The following is an 18405-nucleotide window of genomic DNA, read 5'->3' on the forward strand; positions in this document are numbered from 1 at the left end:
TAATATTTGCGCTCGCCATATATCGTTGATTTATCATGAATCTTAGTGATCTGCTTGCCTCCTTCGCCTCTGCTTTTAATCAAGAGCAGCGTCTTATCTCTCTTCAGCTAGGTGATGGTGCGGCATGGGGCCAGCAGCTCTTACCACAGCGCGTAACAGGTAGCGAGGGGATCTGCCAAGCTTATCGCTATCAAATTGAGTGCCTATCCTCCAATGGCGATTTAGAACTTAAATCGCTATTAGGCTTGCCGGTGGTATTGTCTATAGCAAACGCCAATGGCGATGCGATTGAGCGCTGTGGGGTGGTTAGTCAGGCGCAGCTATTAGGTTCTGATGGGGGCTTCGCTCAATATTCCCTCACCGTAGAGCCGCCTTTTGCGCTGCTTAGGTATCGGCGTACTTCACGCGTTTTTCAGGATTTATCTCCAGTCGATATTGTGAAACAGGTACTGGCCGAGCATCAGGCCAAGAATCCTGTGTTTGCCTCCGTGCAAACGCTGGATTTCAAGCTATCAGGCGAATATCCACCGCGCTCATACTGCTTACAGTATCGCGAAGACGATTTTGCGTTTTTATGCCGATTAATGAAAGAAAGTGGTTTGGCTTGGCGATTCGAGCATTTGGCGGGTGATTCCCCGCAAGTGCAGCTGGTGGTGTTTGATGATGTATTCTCCATCCCCGAAGCTTTAGAGCCCATCGCTCGCTTTCATCGTGCGTCAGGTACGGAGGAAAGTGATTCTCTTACCCAATGGAATACCCAGCGGCAAATTGGCAGCAGCTCAGTTTCCCTTGCCAGCTACGACTACAAAGCCAGCAATACCAGCCACAGCTCAAGCGATAGCGCGATTGATCAGGGAGATGGCGGGCAGCAAATTCAGGCCAGCCTAGAATATTACGATCCGCAAACGCATTACTACGCCAGCGATTTAGACCAGTTCAATAATGATGCCAAGCTGCGCCAAGACGCAATGGATGCGCAAAAGAAATCATTTACCGGCTCTGGCACATTACGCAGCTTACAAGCCGGGCAATGGTTCCGCTTAGAAGATCACCCTGCGCACGAGTGGGATAACGCGGAGCAGCGAGAGTTCGCCATCACCGAGCTTAAATTCACCGCAAACAATAATTTTCCAGCAGATCTAACCCAGCAACTTGGCTTAGTTGCACCTAGCCTGCTTGCCACTTCCGCCAAAGATAACGCGCCTTACCAAGCGGACTTCACCGCGCAAAGACGCGGCCAGCCTGTGCTTAGCCATTTTAGCCATTTGATCGGGCAAGAATTTACCAAGCCCACCAGCCTAGGCTTACAAACCGCCACGGTAGTTGGCCCCGCCGGATCAGAGGTGCATACGGATGAGCTCGGCCGCATAAAAATTCAGCTACATTGGCAGCGTGCTCAGGAACACCCAGAGTTTGGTGCCAACCTCGACGATAAGTCATCCTGCTGGATACGCGTCGCCTATCCATCGGCGGGTGCAGGCTTTGGGCATCAGTTCATCCCTAGAGTGGGCCAGGAGGTGACTGTAAGCTTTTTAGAAGGTGATATCGACCGCCCCATTGTAACAGGTACTGTTTATAACGGCAGCCATTCAGTGCCCGCGTTTAGCGGTGCTGGCGCTTTGCCTGCCAACAAAACCCTATCTGGCATCAAAACCAAAGAGCATGAAGGCGGCCAATATGGCGAGCTGCTGTTTGATGATACCAAGGATGAAGTGCGCACTAAATTATCTAGCGAGCACGGTAAAACCCAGCTTAACCTTGGCTATCTGATCCATCCACGCACCGATGGCAAAGGCGAAGCACGCGGCGAAGGCTTTGAATTACGCAGCGACAAACAAGGTGCGATTCGCGCCAGCGGCTTACTCATCAGTACCGAAGCCAAAGGTGGCGCTAGCGGCAAGCAGCTAGACCACACACCCGCGCAAAGCCAGCTTGAATCAGCATTTTCACTGGCCCAAAGCCTAGGCGAAACGGCCACCCACCAGCTTGCCGACAGCATAGAAACCGGCGAAGACAATAAAACGATTAATCCGGACAATAGCGTGGGTGACGCAAATAGCCAAGGCCATTTGCACCATCATATTCACGCCAGCAAAAGCCTTGAAGCGGGCAGCAACACCGATAAAGATGGTAAGAGCAAATCCAAAGATCAAGCAGGCCAGCAGAATATCATCCTGCTACACGGTGAAGACGGCGTGGCCATCACCAGCCCGCAAAGCCAAACCCTTACCGCAGGCACCAACTTAGATTTGGTTGCGCAGCGCGATACCAACCAAACCTCCGGCCGCCGCTGGATACATAACGTAGGCCAGCACATCAGCCTATTTGTAGCTGGGGTAAAAGACAAAGTTGCGCTCAAACTGATTGCCGCCAAAGGCCAAATCCAGCTGCAAGCGCAAAGCGGCGATATTGAAATCACCGGCGATAAAGACCTAAAAGTGACGGCTTGCAAAGGGCTGATCAACATTTCGGCCAAAGAAGAAATCCTGATGACCGCGGGTGGCGGCTATATCCGGCTAAAAGGCGGTGATATCGAGATTCACTGCCCTGGGAAAGTAAGTATTAAAGGCGCGAGTCATGATATGAGCGGGCCAGCGAGCTTAACGCCCCAATTTGTACCCTTTGTTAAAGCCAAGGATTGTTCACAAAAAATGAAAGATGCCGCTGCGGGCGGCGCAGCCGTTCTTTGATACACAGGCCAAAACTAATGCAAAACACAGTACTGTTTGACCCATGGCCTCCACTGGCGATAGAGCCGACCCATATGACGCAGCTAGCTGCACAAATTGGATCATCAAAACAAGACGGCGCTTTTTATCTGCTGATTGATCCCATGCTGGGCGAGCCACGCCCCTTGGATGGCGGGCCAGATGCTGCGCCGCTAGAAAACACGCCTACTCTGCAAGACTCCCGCACAGCAGCGTGGGATGGGCGAAGCATCACTATGCTGATTTTTAGCGAGCCATCTTTGCCCTATGCCCAATTGCCCTATTTAGTGCAATTGCAGGGTAAAGAAGACCCTTTATTTGCAGAGTCTATTCAGATTGCCTTAGAAAATAATCTGGCATTGCTAGATAGGGGCTTTGGTGGGCTGCCTGTATGCGCTTGGCTACAAAGCCATGCAGGTAGTGAAGAGCTGGCGGCATGGTTAGTCAGAATGATGCAGCAAAGAATCAAGGGGCTAAAAGGCACGCGCTATTTAAGAGCCGCTGACCCCAGAACATTGCCCTTACTTTTAGCGCTGCTGGGTGAAGAGCGCATCCATCTGTGGCTTGGGCCTGTTGCTAACTGGTATTTTTTATCGATTGACGGCAGAGTCACCCATCTACAAAGCACTGGGGGCAGCCAAGCAACGCTAGCATTAAAGCCCCATGAAGCAGAAGCCATCCTCGATGCCGAGGCGATCAACCGAACATTAGCGCAATGGTATGCCACGCGATCAGCCCCCTATGCCCAGATGTTTTTAAATGCACGGCTATGGGTTAAAACGGTTAGGGAATTGGGCTGGCCGCAAATCGATGATCAAGTGGCCTTTGCCCTCTATGCGGATCAATATCCGCAGTTTTGGCAGCATCCATCCATGAGCGCCATTTTTAAAAACGCCAAAGAAACTCAAACGCCTTTGAATACCGCCTTGGCTGAAATCACAGCAAGCCAATGGGATCAGATCATGCTGCACTCACCACAAAAAGAAAACCAATGACGGATACCTGTAGAGCGTGTGAAAAAAGTGGCCTGCCTATTCTATTGGTGCGCCCCTCCGTGATTGCGAATAAAGCAGATTTACAGCCACCTGGCAGTGCAAAGCTGCTTTCGCACGCCATTGCGCAAAAAGCGGCTCAGCTTGCTACGCCTAAGCAATCGCGCTATGTACTGCGAACCCTGCGCCGGGGCTATTTATACGTGTTTTATGAAACCCCGCCAGCAGGCAAAAAAGATGGCTGGGATATTTACCGGATTACGCCAGAAGGGGCGCTTTACTCTGCCTCACATCCCTCCTTTTATTTAGCAGAGCCTTTTTCTTGTAATAAACTCGGCCATTTGCATAAAGTACGTTTGCTGACGATTCCCCAAGCGCATAAAACGGGGAAAATATGGCTGGCGTATAGCGCCAACTTATGGAATGACAAGCTAAAAAAAGCCAATCAAGCCAATCCCAAAGTCATGCAATGCCTTGATGTTAAAGCCTACTTAGATAGCGGAAAAGCACCAGATAATGCATTTGTTGCCAAGGCAGAAAGCCCAGGTAAATTTGTTGCTGAATATGCGCTGCGCAATATCAGCCCGGGCAAAGATGCGGAGCCTTACTTCCCCTTTAAAGATGGCTTAGATGCGCTAGCTCAGCTGAATGGCCATATGCAGCAATTTGGCAATATGCACCCCAAGACCAAAGATAAAGGCCTTGTGTTTGCCCTGCATGACCCAGTGGCGGTTTCTGCCGAGCTAAATCATTTGCGCATGCGGGCGCTGGTAAGAAAAAATGAAGTTGCCGCCCCTTACAGCCGAGGTGTCATATGCTCAGGCTTTCTTCTTGGGGTAAAAAATTGCATCGGTAAGGATAATTATAAGAAGACTGGAACCACCTTATTCGATGGGGCACAAAGACGTTTAGGCCCAATGAATAAAGCGCTATATGATAAAAATAAACTTAACCCCTCTTTTCGACCTAGCCTAAAAGACACCATATGGAAGCCAGCTCATGCGGGGCAGCCTGTTACACCCGCAAGTATGGGAGAGGTTTATCAGCTAGAAGATGATGCACTTCGTAAGACGAAGGCTAATGAGCGCACCCAAACAGACTGGGCAAAACTAAGTACTTTTTTTGATGAGCCAAAACGTGCGCAGTTTATGCTCGAGTACGATACAAAAATGGCAGAGATGGAACAGATCATCACCTTATACGATGATGATTACGCCGCTGCATCTCAAAAAAACGTGACTGATTTTTTTGCCCTGCATTTTGATGAGAACGATCCGAACGATCCTAAGCAAACCCACCATAGCGCGGGGACTTGTTATAGCGAAGAGGCTTTTCATGTTTACGGCGGGGGCAGTATGGGGCCTAGCAGCGCCGAGCTGGCGTATCAGCAGGCGCTTAAAAAAATCACTGATCTAGATGCGGTGATGCTGCGTGCGCAGCTTTCTAATCAAAAATCAGTGTTTGAATATGTGGCCGAAGATAATCAAGCCAAAACCTATAACCTACTCAAAGACTTACTTGCGCCGCAGCTTAATGCTAAGTTTAGCTGGCTGAATGAGGCGGTATTTGGCTTTCATCAGGGGGTTTCTACGGCACTGATTGGCGGGGCGGTGGGCTACGCCAGTCAGCACAGCAGCTTTAAAACCATAGAACGCAAGCTGCTTGGCATGGGTTTGCTTGGCCAGAATATGGAGCATATTCTGGCCAGTGTGCTTGATAAAACCAAGATCAAGCCTCGGCCCCTATTAGTCAGTGTGTTCTTACCTTTTGATGAGGCGATTGCATTACTTGCTAGTAAGCGTTATACGCCAAGTAAAAAACTGATGAATAGCATGCGCAATCAAAGCCTGATCGAGCTGCATGTACTTACCGATACCGATAAGCTGAAACAAGCTACACAAAGCGCCACGGCCCTAAAAGACGCTGAAAAAGTAACCTTAAATATCTCTAAGCTTAATTTAACCGCGCAAGGCGTAGCGGGGATACAAAAGGTATCCGCAGATGATTTTGGCAAGATGTTTGCGCAGCAAAGGCACGTGGCAGAGACGGCCAAAGAAGCCTTATATAACTTAAAAGAAAACAGCTGGCGTGGTAGTAAAGCGGTCTTTATCAAGGCAGAAGGCCGCATTGCCATCGGCTTTTTATCCCTGCAAATGCTGGGCTTAAATGGCAGCCTTCAATCTTTAGCCGCTGCAAGCCCAGAAGATCAAAAAGCCTTGCGCGATGCCTGGTTTGGCATTGCCAGCAATGGCTCGGGTACGGTTGGGGCTACAGGGGAGCTGGCGGGCATTGCTGCCGCGCAATTTGCGAAGCATGGTGTCTTTACTATGGGGCTGAAAGCCCTAGGTGGCTTTGCAGGCTGGGGGGCTTTGCTGGTGGATGGTGTGCAGGCTTTTGTTTTTGCGGGGGAGCGGTTTAAGCGCAATGATATGAACTCATCATTTGCGTGGGGAAGCACTAGTGCTTTATATGTTACTGGAGCAGGAGCAGGTATCGGGGCAACTTTTGAGGTGGTGATTATATGGCTGCGAACAGGGAAGCTTGTTTCTGCCACAGCGGTGGCCACCGAAGGGGGATTGCTATTTTGGGCCTGAGCTTAACTGGCTGGGCCTTGGTTTTAATGGGGCTGGGTGTACTTTTATATTCTGGCTCTGCAATGCTTACGCCTACCGCGCTACAGGATTGGGCCGAAGATTGCTTTTTTGGTAAGGCAAATAGGTTTAGTACATCGGCAGAAGAGGAAAAAGCTTTGTTTAAGGCTTTAAAAATGAGCAGTCAATCTGAATCTGAACCTCAAATTAAATATGAAGAAAAAAAACCTTCGGCCGCAAATAAATCTTCGCCCGTAAATAAATCTGCACCCGCCTCGATTAAATATCCGTGAGCTTATTAAAAATGACATTAAATACGGCAACCACCACGGCTTATCGTGTACTGCAAGGTGAATACCCGCCAGCATTGATCAATTCATCCAGCTTAGGCATCGTCACATATCTGAATAAGAAAACAACCACGCGGCAAAGTGGCAGTACGCTGAGCGAAGTTAAAACGATCTATCCAGCAGCTATTGAGCTGGCCAGTACCACACATTATCAGCGTGGCCTTGTAACTGTGTTTGCAATGCTCATCATTTTTGGGGTCTTCCCACTGATGATGTATAGCGCCTATTTTTTCACATGGTTTTTTAATGGTGCAGGGGTAGTTCTTTTTCTGATGGCATTGGTCATGTTCATATTCAGTGTTTTTTCCGTTATGGTTGCTTTTCATTTTGGGTTATATCCGCTAAGAGCCGATATGTTTTCACTTAAAAACGACAGCTTGTTTTTTGATAGAAAAAAGAAAAAAGTTTACCGTGTTTTTAGAAACATACCTGGTCTTATCGATTACGTTAGAAACAGCTTAAAAAAACGTAATCCATTTTATGCTTGGCCTACCGTAATTATTGAATACGATTGGGATTCTTTAATCTTTGTTTATGTTTCAAAAGTTGTGATGTTGGGGCAATTACCATCGACGGTTCACACCCTGGGGGTGGGGATTAAAGATCCTGACTTTGCACAAAAACAAGTCGCAAAAAGTGACCATGATAAAGCCTGGGATCAAATGCTAAAGCACGAAGCAATACCAGACTTTGTTGATTTCTTTACCATTGGTAATCCACTGGTCATGAGTGAATATTCCGTGCAGGCATTATGGGCCTATCTACATGCCTATATGGAAAAAAACGGCCCGGCCTTGCCTGCTGGCGAGTCTTTAGCCGAGGCAGCCCCTAATAGTTGGTGGCAATCTATGGGGCTGGTCTGCCCATTAGGATCTAGGTTTAAACATTGGTGTAAAGAACACCCTATTTTTGTACCGATATTTTTTATATTCTTCCCAATCACGGGGCCTTTTTATTCCCTATGGGGAACCTTTAATTGGCTTTCGCATAAAACCGCATTCGAAGCCCCATTCCCTCCAGAAATCCGTGCCGAGTGGGGAGAGCCATTACTGCCTAAAAAATAAATCTTAGCACTGCTATCGCCTTGTGCGATAGCAGCAAATAAAGCAGGAGTCGCTGCAATTAGATTAATCATTCAATTCCATCTAAAAAAATAAAAGCTCATGACTCCAACGGCTACCACCACGGCTTATCGTGTAAGTCGCCGAGTATAAGTTTTCCTACAAAACATAATACTTACACAAATGCCACAATATCGAATCTACCCAGTTGAAATTAGTCATGAAGTTTATAAAACCTTTAACAGAAGCAGAGCAGACTCAGTTAGAAGATGCTTACAAAAATAACCATCAGCATCGCCTTCGGCAAAGATCACATTCTGTTTTGTTGAACTCAAAAGGTTATTCAATTTCTCAGCTCATCGAGATTTTTGGGGGTGGTCGTGATGTAACCAACACTTGGCTAAATGCATGGAGCCAGTTTGGTATTGTAGGACTTCAGGACGGAGCTCGCCCCGGACGCCCTCGTATTTTTACCGATGCCTGCCCTAAGGTGATTTAAGAGATTTTATTTCGCGCGGGCACTGGATAGTTTGCTCAATAAAGCAAAGCACCAGCCTTAGCTCAAAGCAGAGAGGGCCAAGCCCCCTCTGCTTTATCTTAAGTACCTTTACCACCCACCACATTTTTAACCCGGGCAAGCGCCAAAGGCTCCATAAACTGCGATAAGAAGTCATCTCCCACCAGCCACTTACCTCCCACCTTTTTTAAATCGATTGTTGCTTTAAACTGCACCTCAGCCGAGATTCCCAAAGCAGACAGATACGAATCGGTGTAATCAATCAATACAGGGCAACTTAGTTGGTCTTTTGCGGATGAGGTACATTTTCCATCCGGCAAAACGCCCCATAGGCCATCAATTCGCGAAGTTTTATCTTTCAAATCTGGCGTCCATTTGTTTTTCACTCCAGCATCAATAGACTTCAAGCCATCCCGCACCGCCTGATTTAAGACTTCACTACTCAGAGGCCCGCTCAGCGCCGGATCAAGCGCTTTAGGCCCAAAACGAACATTCAGATAGTCAACGGGTTTGAACGAGAGGCTAAATAAATCGGTTTTCTCATTCTCAGGCACAATTAAATAACCAATTGCTGTTTTTTCACCCTCACTTTCAAAAACAACACGACAGGCACGTGATCGGCTCAGCTTATCGTATCCAATCTCTTCGGCTGGATGAATATGAGACCTTTGCTGCTCCTTATTTACAGAGGGACGGTAATGATTATTTTTGGCTTCCATTTGATACAGTGTCATAGAGACATTGATGCTAACGTTCTTCGCATTACACAATAGTGTCGTTGCAGGTAGCTGCATATATCCAATTACACTCCCGAGACAAAAAATCAGCACGGCACAGCTCAGCAGAACACTTCTCTTATCCGAAGCCTTATTCCGCTCCTGGCGCACCTGCAACATCGAGGTCGTGCGATCAAAATCCAGCGCTTGTAGAGCATAAATAAAAGATTCTGTTAGCAGGCTTGTTTCAACTTGCCCACTAAACAAATAGGTTTTTCTTTGCTCAGCCTCTTGCTGCGGAATGTAATGGCTGGCAATGAGATAATCTAGTAGGCCATTGATGGATGCATCGTCATACTCCGGCAATGCGCCTGCATCAAAGCGGGCTTGCAGATTTTGATACTGTGCAGGCACGAGGAAACCCAGCTCTTGCAACTGTTGAAGATATTGCCAGCTTAGCAAGGGATGCAAAGAGCGATTTATGCGCTCAGGGTTAATTGGGCGCATTCGCAATAATGTATCTGCATCAAAAGCATATTCTGCCAGCAAAGTATCAATCGCATTTTGTGCTTGGGATGTGCTGGAATATCCCTCTGCAATCAGCCAGTCCAGCACTTCTCGCAGCAAATAATGCTCATGCGACAGCGTACCTGCCTGCTCTAAATGCGGCTTGGCCAGAGCCGCGTTTTCATCATTCAAAAATTGATGCTTTACCAAAAGATCTAACATCAATTGCTGAATTTTTTTGCCGATCAGTACCGGATTAAGGCTTAAAAACTTCTCAAGATAAAGGGCATTTTCAGGCGTGGTTTCATCCAGTAGCACCTCAAGCGCGAGCTTAATTAGAGCTTCATCGGTATCCCCGTGCCGAACCAACCAATCCAGGGCATCTCTGAGTGAGCTATTTTCAAACTGAACACTAAAATCACCCTGCGCGCTTCCAAGACGCTCCCAGACAAGATCAATACGGTTATCAAACAAAAACCTTTCATATTCAAGCAAAACAAACATTGGGGCACAGGCAGAACACTTACCGCGTAAGGAAGAACTAAGCACAATTTAATCCAGAATAATTGAAAGTAATTTTTCTTGCTGATTTTGCAAGCCAAAATTATTGCACTTAACGGCCTTAGCCACACTGCCTATAATTACCTACAAAAGCCTTTTTAGCTGAGGCATATAGTTTTTCCAAAACGACAGATAGTCTTTCATTGAACGACACATAGTAATTAGTCGCTCAAAAAGCCACGATCAGCGCAACGGTTAAAACACAGGCAAAAAGCGCAGCCATAGCTTCAGCCGTAGAAGAGCGCCTGCCTAGCAGCCTGTCGGACTTAAGAATGATCTACTTCGGAAAAGCCGGATTTGGCCATATTTCACGCATTTTCTCGTTGAATAGCCAGCTATTCGCCTCAAAAACCCGCGAAATCTGTCTCAAACCGGTCTTTCCCTCGCTACGATCGCTTAAGTCCGACAGGCTGCTAGGGCAATTAAAGATTTGATGTCTGTTTCATAAGTTGTGGCGGGTTATTTTTACTTGAGCTCAATCTGTTTTTTCCGGTACGGTTTGATGCTCTGTTTCCTGATATATGGGCTTGCTATGTTTTTTTATAAAGTTTGTATTGTTTTGGGCTTTGCTTCATCTCAAGCCTTGGCTGCTCATTATCAAATCTCGGTTTCTCCTGAAAATCCCACGCAATTACATGCTAGTTTGACTGATTTTCCTGCCAGTGCTCAGGATAGGGTATTGCGTTTGCATGGGCTTAGCAGGGGCTTGGCCTCACAGCTTGTTGCGCCGCATTGCGATAAGCAGGCGCTGGCTTTATCCAAGCCGGGCGAGTGGGTATTGCCTGCTGGCTGTGCTCAGGTTAGTTGGGATATTTATGCGCAATCCGTGCTGAATGGCTCGGTGAATTCTTCAGAGCAAAAGAGCGTTTATTTTCAGGATAAAAAATGGTGGTTGTTATCTGAGCCTACTTCTTTACTACGTTTGGATGGGGATGCTGAAGACACACTGAGTATTGTGGGCGTGAATGCGCAGCAAGGGGCGATGGCGGCGGCTGCAGGGCAGTGGCGAGTGCCTTCTAAAGGTGCGCCAGAATATTATGCCTTTGGTGATTTGGCTTTAAGCCAGCAGCAAATCGGCCCGTTTAGTGTGGATTATGTGGCGGATGATGCGGCCGAAGTCGCCAGATTACAGTTGCCTGCACTGCATGCGGATGCTTTGAGTTATTTAGCTAAAATCCTTCCCCCAGCTAAAAATATTGCGGCTAAAGAGCGTCATCTTTTGGTGGTGTGGCTGGGTATTGATGAAAAAAAGGGGGGCGCGGGTGGTGCTGCGGGGCATCGTTCTTTTCTGGCTAATTATATTAAAGGCGCTGAAAAAAATACCGCTGCCAGTACCGCGCTTACCTTGATGATTCTTGCGCATGAGCAATTTCATCAGCTTGCGGCAATGTCTGTGGGTCATGAAGTTAAATCGCCCGCTTGGGCTGGCGAGGGGCTGGCGCATTACTATGGCTTAAAAACGTTGGCACAAAGTAAGTTGCCGGCTGAGGAGCTTGCGAAACTTCGTGCTCGATTTATTCGGCCAGAGCAAGTGCCTAAAGATGGATTGCTGGCGTTGGAGCGTAAATATAAGCAGGGTGATCGATCGGTATATCCGCTTTTTTATGCTCAGGGTGCTACGTTTTGGTCAGAAGTAGACAGGCTTTTACAAGTAAATAGTCAGAATAAACGCAGCCTGGATGACTTTTTACCTTTGCTGCTGGCGGATGATTTTACGCAAGCGGGTCAGTTGCCTCCTCGTTTTTTGTCCGCTATCCGTCCCTTAACTGGCGCGGATTTGGATACGTTGTTGGTGAAATATTTGGGTCAATAAAATTAGATTTCATTGTTTAATGCCGGTATTTATTCAGGAGCTGTGAATTGCTACGATTTTTGTGTCTTTTATGTTTGCCAATCGCATCATACGCAGCCACTGCACCCTTAAGCCCCGCAGATTGCGCCTTGCTGCAAGAGCGCGGCGTGATTACGGCGGCTAATCCGCTGCCTTGCGATCGTTTGCAAAGAGTGCGTTTTTTGCATTGGGATATGAAGGGGCAAAAAGCAGAGGGGCAGTTGCTGGTGCTGGATGTGGTGGCGCAGCAGGTAGAGGCTTTGTTCGCGGCTTTATATCAGGCTAAATTTCCACTTTTTTCGGCGCTGCCGCTGGAGCAGTTTGCTGGTGATGATGTGCAGTCTATGAATGCCAATAATAGCAGTGCATTTAATGGCCGAGCGATAACGGGGGCTAAAAGCTGGTCTAAGCATGCTTATGGCGTGGCGATGGATATTAATCCGTTGCAAAATCCATATATAAGCTTTGCAGATGATGGCGGGGTGAATGTGTTGCCTGCGGCTAGTGCGAAGAGTTATATCAATCGAAATGAGCTGCGCCCAGAGAAAACTCGCCGTGCCGGTTTAGTGAACGAGTCAGTGGTGAGCTTATTTGCCCAGCATGGCTTTATGACTTGGGGCGGCGATTGGGATGCACCCATTGATTACCAGCATTTCGAAATTGGCAGCCGCCGTTATATTAATGAACTAATCCAACTGCCGTTGGAGCAGGCACGGGTTAATTTTAATCAGTATGCCGAGCGCTATCGTTCATGCAGTGCCAATGAGCAGGGAAGTTTAGGAGAGGTGCGCGCTCGTTGCGTGGCCAAGGTGCGCCAGTAGTGTGTGGTGCTGAACTTCTATAAATGAACAGGTCTGCGGCTCTATGCTTATAGTGGCCGCATTGAATTTCAGCCTGTTATATAACGCCAAGTAAGCATGCATGAATCGGCTACATATCTAAGCCAAGCTCATCTAAGCCAAAGAAGCGTTGCTTGCGCTTTAATAAGTCCATCGCCAAGTACAGTGTTTCCGTGCTGTACATAAGTTCTAATGAATGATGAAACATCTCGGTTTTGTGCATATTAATCAGGCCATCTATGCAGCGGTACACGCGGCGGCGGGAATCTTCCATTTGGCCAAAGTGATGTATCCAGTTGCAGCCTTCTAGCGTGGCGTGTTTGTCGCCAATGGCTAAAGCCAGCAGCGTTTTCAATTCACCTATATATAGTGTCTTCCATGCGGGGTTAGCAGCGGCGGTCAGGTGGGTTATTTCCAATATTGATTCGTCATCGGCCAGACCAATGTTTTGCAGGCTAGCCAGCAGCGCGGCACATTCGGCTTCATCCAGCTGTTGGAGTCTTAAAATAGCCGTGCGAATTTCATTGCTTATAACAATACTCTGCTGCTCAGTAGGCATGGGGCGCTCTGGTTTAGGGTGAAACATACAAATCGGTACGCAATCTACACGGTGTTTCCATAGCTTGCTTTGAAAATTATCTGGCAGACAACGTTACAGGGTTTAATGCATCTATTTTCTTACTGTTAGTAATCAATAGCTTACCGTATTTCCTGCATTTTATTGCATGGTAGTGGTTGACCTAGTCCGGCAAGGGCCGTATATTTCGGCCTCTCGCTGCAGCACACACAGCAACACGGTGTTCTAGCCAGCGAGCTGATCTTTAAAAAAATACAGTCGATGAGTGTGAGTGCTTGATTCGGAAGCGAACAAGTGCTTGCATTAGTAAGGCGCATTCAGCGATGGATGTGCCGAATAAAGTAAGCCAGTAAGTACTAGCTTAGCGATTAAACTAAAGAGTTTGATCCTGGCTCAGATTGAACGCTGGCGGCATGCTTTACACATGCAAGTCGAACGGTAACAGGGTGCTTGCACCGCTGACGAGTGGCGAACGGGTGAGTAATATATCGGAACGTACCTAGTAATGGGGGATAACTATCCGAAAGGATAGCTAATACCGCATACGCCCTGAGGGGGAAAGAGGGGGATCGCAAGACCTCTCGTTATTAGAGCGGCCGATATCAGATTAGCTAGTTGGTGAGGTAAAGGCTCACCAAGGCGACGATCTGTAGCGGGTCTTAGAGGACGATCCGCCACACTGGAACTGAGACACGGTCCAGACTCCTACGGGAGGCAGCAGTGGGGAATCTTGGACAATGGGCGCAAGCCTGATCCAGCAATGCCGCGTGCGTGAAGAAGGCCTTCGGGTTGTAAAGCGCTTTTGTTCGGGAGGAAATCCTAGGGGCTAATACCTCTTGGGGATGACAGTACCGGAAGAATAAGGACCGGCTAACTACGTGCCAGCAGCCGCGGTAATACGTAGGGTCCAAGCGTTAATCGGAATTACTGGGCGTAAAGGGTGCGCAGGTGGTTGATTAAGTGTGATGTGAAAGCCCCGGGCTCAACCTGGGAATTGCATTGCAAACTGGTCAACTAGAGTATGGCAGAGGGGGGTGGAATTCCGCGTGTAGCAGTGAAATGCGTAGAGATGCGGAGGAACACCGATGGCGAAGGCAACCCCCTGGGCTAATACTGACACTCATGCACGAAAGCGTGGGGAGCAAACAGGATTAGATACCCTGGTAGTCCACGCCCTAAACGATGTCTACTAGTTGTTGGGGAATTCGTTCCTTAGTAACGCAGCTAACGCGTGAAGTAGACCGCCTGGGGAGTACGGCCGCAAGGCTAAAACTCAAAGGAATTGACGGGGGCCCGCACAAGCGGTGGATGATGTGGATTAATTCGATGCAACGCGAAAAACCTTACCTAGCCTTGACATGTCAAGAATCCCTGAGAGATCGGGGAGTGCCGCAAGGAACTTGAACACAGGTGCTGCATGGCTGTCGTCAGCTCGTGTCGTGAGATGTTGGGTTAAGTCCCGCAACGAGCGCAACCCTTGTCCTTAGTTGCTACCATTTAGTTGGGCACTTTAAGGAGACTGCCGGTGACAAACCGGAGGAAGGTGGGGATGACGTCAAGTCCTCATGGCCCTTATGGCTAGGGCTTCACACGTCATACAATGGTCGGTACAGAGGGTTGCCAAGCCGCGAGGTGGAGCTAATCTCATAAAACCGATCGTAGTCCGGATTGGAGTCTGCAACTCGACTCCATGAAGTCGGAATCGCTAGTAATCGCGGATCAGCATGTCGCGGTGAATACGTTCCCGGGCCTTGTACACACCGCCCGTCACACCATGGGAATGGGTTTCACCAGAAGTAGGTAGGCTAACCGTAAGGAGGCCGCTTACCACGGTGGGATTCATGACTGGGGTGAAGTCGTAACAAGGTAGCCGTAGGGGAACCTGCGGCTGGATCACCTCCTTTCAAGAGAAAAGTCTTTTGGATTGAGTACTCACACTCATCGACTGTAGGTTTAAGGATTGTGATTGAAGGATTTAGAACTCATGCGATTAAAAAGTCACATTAGTTCTGATTGCTTCATAGCAAGCCAGTACATTGATCTTTAAAAAAATAGAAGAAGTAATACTCAAATTTAGAAATAAATAAGGGTAGATTGTATCAAAATCGATTGTTCGAAGTCAGAAATGAATAATCGATGTCGCAAACAAAGCGAAATCAGATACTTTGAATTGTATTAACTTTGTTAATACGTGTTTGAGGTTATAGGATCAAGCGACTAAGTGCATCTGGTGGATGCCTTGGCGATGATAGGCGAAGAAGGACGCGTTAGCCTGCGAAAAGCACGGGGGAGCTGGCAAATAAGCATTGATCCCGTGATATCCGAATGGGGAAACCCGGCCCTTTTGGGTCACTCATCACTGAATACATAGGTGATGTAGAGCGAACTCGGCGAACTGAAACATCTAAGTAGCCGAAGGAAAAGAAATCAACCGAGATTCCCAAAGTAGTGGCGAGCGAAATGGGAAGAGCCTGCATGTGATAAATCAAACTTTAGTGGAACAGTCTGGAAAGTCTGGCGACAGTGGGTGATAGCCCCGTACACGAAAGAGATTGGTTGGTACTAAGCATGCGACAAGTAGGGCGGGACACGAGAAATCCTGTTTGAAGATGGGGGGACCATCCTCCAAGGCTAAATACTCATCATCGACCGATAGTGAACCAGTACCGTGAGGGAAAGGCGAAAAGAACCCCGGGAGGGGAGTGAAATAGAACCTGAAACCGGATGCATACAAACAGTGGGAGCCCTTGCAAAATGGGGTGACTGCGTACCTTTTGTATAATGGGTCAGCGACTTACGTTCAGTAGCAAGCTTAACCGAGTAGGGGAGGCGTAGGGAAACCGAGTCCGAATAGGGCGCATAGTTGCTGGGCGTAGACCCGAAACCAAGTGATCTATCCATGGCCAGGATGAAGCTGCGGTAAAACGCAGTGGAGGTCCGAACCCACTAATGTTGCAAAATTAGGGGATGAGCTGTGGATAGGGGTGAAAGGCTAAACAAACTTGGAAATAGCTGGTTCTCCTCGAAAACTATTTAGGTAGTGCCTCATGTATCACTGACGGGGGTAAAGCACTGTTATGGCTAGGGGGTCATCGCGACTTACCAAACCATGGCAAACTCTGAATACCGTCAAGTGCGAGCATGGGAGACAGACTGTGGGTGCTAACGTCCATGGTCAAGAGGGAAACAACCCAGATCGCCGTCTAAGGTCCCAAATAATCAGTTAAGTGGAAAACGAGGTGGGAAGGCATAGACAGCCAGGATGTTGGCTTAGAAGCAGCCATCATTTAAAGAAAGCGTAATAGCTCACTGGTCGAGTCGTCCTGCGCGGAAGATGTAACGGGGCTCAAACTGATAACCGAAGACGCGAATATGCACGATGTGCATATGGTAGAGGAGCGTTCCGTAGGCCTGCGAAGGTGTCTTGAGAAGGATGCTGGAGGTATCGGAAGTGCGAATGCTGACATGAGTAGCGATAATGCGGGTGAAAAGCCCGCACACCGAAAACCCAAGGTTTCCTGCGCAACGTTCATCGGCGCAGGGTGAGTCGGCCCCTAAGGCGAGGCAGAAATGCGTAGTCGATGGACAACGGGTTAATATTCCCGTACCGATATAAAGTGCGATGGGGGGACGGAGAAAGGTAGGTCAGCCCACTGTTGGAATAGTGGGTTTAAGCGAGTAGGCGTGTGGCTTAGGCAAATCCGGGCTGCTATAACGCTGAGACGTGACGACGAAGTCCTCGGACTGAAGTGATTGATCCTATGCTTCCAAGAAAAGCCTCTAAGCTTCAGCTTTATATTGACCGTACCGCAAACCGACACAGGTGGGTAGGAAGAGAATTCTAAGGTGCTTGAGAGAACTCAGGAGAAGGAACTCGGCAAATTATCACCGTAACTTCGGGAGAAGGTGAGCCCATATTAAGTGAAAGCCCTTGCGGCTGGAGCTGAAATGGGTCGCAGAGAAATGGGGGCTGCGACTGTTTATCAAAAACACAGCACTCTGCAAAGTCGAAAGACGACGTATAGGGTGTGACGCCTGCCCGGTGCTGGAAGATTAAATGATGGGGTGCAAGCTCTTGACTGAAGTCCCAGTAAACGGCGGCCGTAACTATAACGGTCCTAAGGTAGCGAAATTCCTTGTCGGGTAAGTTCCGACCCGCACGAATGGCGTAACGATGGCCCTACTGTCTCCTCCTGAGACTCAGCGAAGTTGAAATGTTTGTGAAGATGCAATCTCCCCGCTGCTAGACGGAAAGACCCCGTGAACCTTTACTGTAGCTTTGCATTGGACTTTGAAGTGGTTTGTGTAGGATAGGTGGGAGGCATTGAAGCATGGACGCTAGTCTGTGTGGAGTCGTCCTTGAAATACCACCCTGACCCCTTTGAGGTTCTAACCTTGGTCCGTTATCCGGATCGGGGACCGTGCATGGTAGGCAGTTTGACTGGGGCGGTCTCCTCCCAAATTGTAACGGAGGAGCTCGAAGGTCGCCTAGGTACGGTCGGACATCGTACTGATAGTGTAATGGCATAAGGCGGCTTAACTGCGAGACAGACAAGTCGAGCAGGTGCGAAAGCAGGACATAGTGATCCGGTGGTTCTGAATGGAAGGGCCATCGCTCAACGGATAAAAGGTACTCCGGGGATAACAGGCTGATTCCGCCCAAGAGTTCACATCGACGGCGGAGTTTGGCACCTCGATGTCGGCTCATCACATCCTGGGGCTGTAGCCGGTCCCAAGGGTATGGCTGTTCGCCATTTAAAGTGGTACGTGAGCTGGGTTCAAAACGTCGTGAGACAGTTTGGTCCCTATCTGCAGTGGGCGTTGGAAATTTGAGGGGGGCTGCTCCTAGTACGAGAGGACCGGAGTGGACAGATCTCTGGTGTACCGGTTGTCACGCCAGTGGCATCGCCGGGTAGCTAAATCTGGAAGAGATAAGCGCTGAAAGCATCTAAGCGCGAAACTCGCCTCAAGATGAGATTTCCCCAAGGCTTTAAGCCTTTTAAAGGGTCGTTCGAGACCAGGACGTTGATAGGTCGGGTGTGGAAGTGCAGTAATGCATTAAGCTAACCGATACTAATTGCCCGTAAGGCTTGATCCTATAACCTGAGACGCGTGTGCGCGACGGTATAATCTACCCAGATTAGAAAACTAAATT

The 18405-nt window shown here is 48.4% G+C and carries 10 protein-coding genes and 2 rRNA genes; 10 read left to right on the top strand and 2 right to left on the bottom strand.

The features are described from left to right. Positions 1-35: 35 nt before the first annotated feature. The 6 genes from C1H71_RS13540 (at position 36) to C1H71_RS13565 (ending at position 8201) form a co-directional block, all read left to right on the top strand. The gene (locus C1H71_RS13540; RefSeq protein ID WP_130107022.1) at positions 36-2690 is read left to right on the top strand and encodes a type VI secretion system Vgr family protein; all 2655 of its coding nucleotides are present in this window, start codon (positions 36-38) and stop codon (positions 2688-2690) included. 17 nt (positions 2691-2707) lie between these two features. After that, positions 2708-3703 carry a DUF4123 domain-containing protein gene (locus tag C1H71_RS13545; protein WP_130107023.1) on the top strand — a complete coding sequence of 332 codons (996 nt, stop codon included), beginning with the start codon at positions 2708-2710 and terminating at the stop codon, positions 3701-3703. Beyond that, a complete protein-coding gene (locus C1H71_RS13550; protein ID WP_130107024.1) occupies positions 3700-6294 on the top strand; it encodes a T6SS effector BTH_I2691 family protein in 2595 nt (864 codons plus the stop codon). The genes C1H71_RS13545 and C1H71_RS13550 overlap by 4 nt, the downstream gene beginning before the upstream one ends. A gap of 17 nt (positions 6295-6311) precedes the next feature. Continuing rightward, a complete protein-coding gene (locus C1H71_RS13555) occupies positions 6312-6584 on the top strand; it encodes a hypothetical protein (protein WP_130107025.1) in 273 nt (90 codons plus the stop codon). Between the two features lie 74 nt (positions 6585-6658). Beyond that, positions 6659-7705, top strand: coding sequence for a DUF6708 domain-containing protein (locus C1H71_RS13560; protein WP_130107026.1), 1047 nt, complete (start codon positions 6659-6661; stop codon positions 7703-7705). A gap of 217 nt (positions 7706-7922) precedes the next feature. Then, entirely contained in the window at positions 7923-8201 is a 279-nt protein-coding gene (locus tag C1H71_RS13565; RefSeq protein WP_130107027.1) for a helix-turn-helix domain-containing protein, read from the top strand. A 98-nt stretch (positions 8202-8299) separates the two neighbouring features. Here the strand turns inward: C1H71_RS13565 and C1H71_RS13570 are convergent, their stop codons facing one another. Continuing rightward, complete coding sequence (locus C1H71_RS13570; RefSeq protein ID WP_130107028.1) at positions 8300-9991, bottom strand: hypothetical protein; 1692 nt, start codon at positions 9989-9991, stop codon at positions 8300-8302. 544 nt (positions 9992-10535) lie between these two features. On the opposite strand from C1H71_RS13570, the gene C1H71_RS13575 reads away from it, so the two are divergent. Both C1H71_RS13575 and C1H71_RS13580 read left to right on the top strand, forming a co-directional pair. Then, positions 10536-11816, top strand: coding sequence for a hypothetical protein (locus tag C1H71_RS13575; protein ID WP_130107029.1), 1281 nt, complete (start codon positions 10536-10538; stop codon positions 11814-11816). Positions 11817-11890: 74 nt separating this feature from the next. After that, positions 11891-12655 carry a M15 family metallopeptidase gene (locus tag C1H71_RS13580; RefSeq protein WP_223145868.1) on the top strand — a complete coding sequence of 255 codons (765 nt, stop codon included), beginning with the start codon at positions 11891-11893 and terminating at the stop codon, positions 12653-12655. A gap of 109 nt (positions 12656-12764) precedes the next feature. Here C1H71_RS13580 and C1H71_RS13585 read toward each other — a convergent pair whose 3' ends face one another. Beyond that, on the bottom strand, positions 12765-13259 hold the full coding sequence (locus C1H71_RS13585; RefSeq protein WP_130107030.1) for a hypothetical protein: 495 nt from the start codon (positions 13257-13259) through the stop codon (positions 12765-12767). A 361-nt stretch (positions 13260-13620) separates the two neighbouring features. Between C1H71_RS13585 and C1H71_RS13590 the strand changes: the two genes are divergently transcribed. Beyond that, a 16S ribosomal RNA gene (locus C1H71_RS13590) occupies positions 13621-15154 on the top strand. 303 nt (positions 15155-15457) lie between these two features. Continuing rightward, positions 15458-18348 (top strand): 23S ribosomal RNA (locus C1H71_RS13595). Together the 16S and 23S rRNA genes form the textbook arrangement of a ribosomal RNA operon. Positions 18349-18405 lie beyond the last annotated feature (57 nt).

The sequence above is a fragment of the Iodobacter fluviatilis genome, assembly GCF_004194535.1.
GTDB lineage: Bacteria > Pseudomonadota > Gammaproteobacteria > Burkholderiales > Chitinibacteraceae > Iodobacter > Iodobacter fluviatilis_A.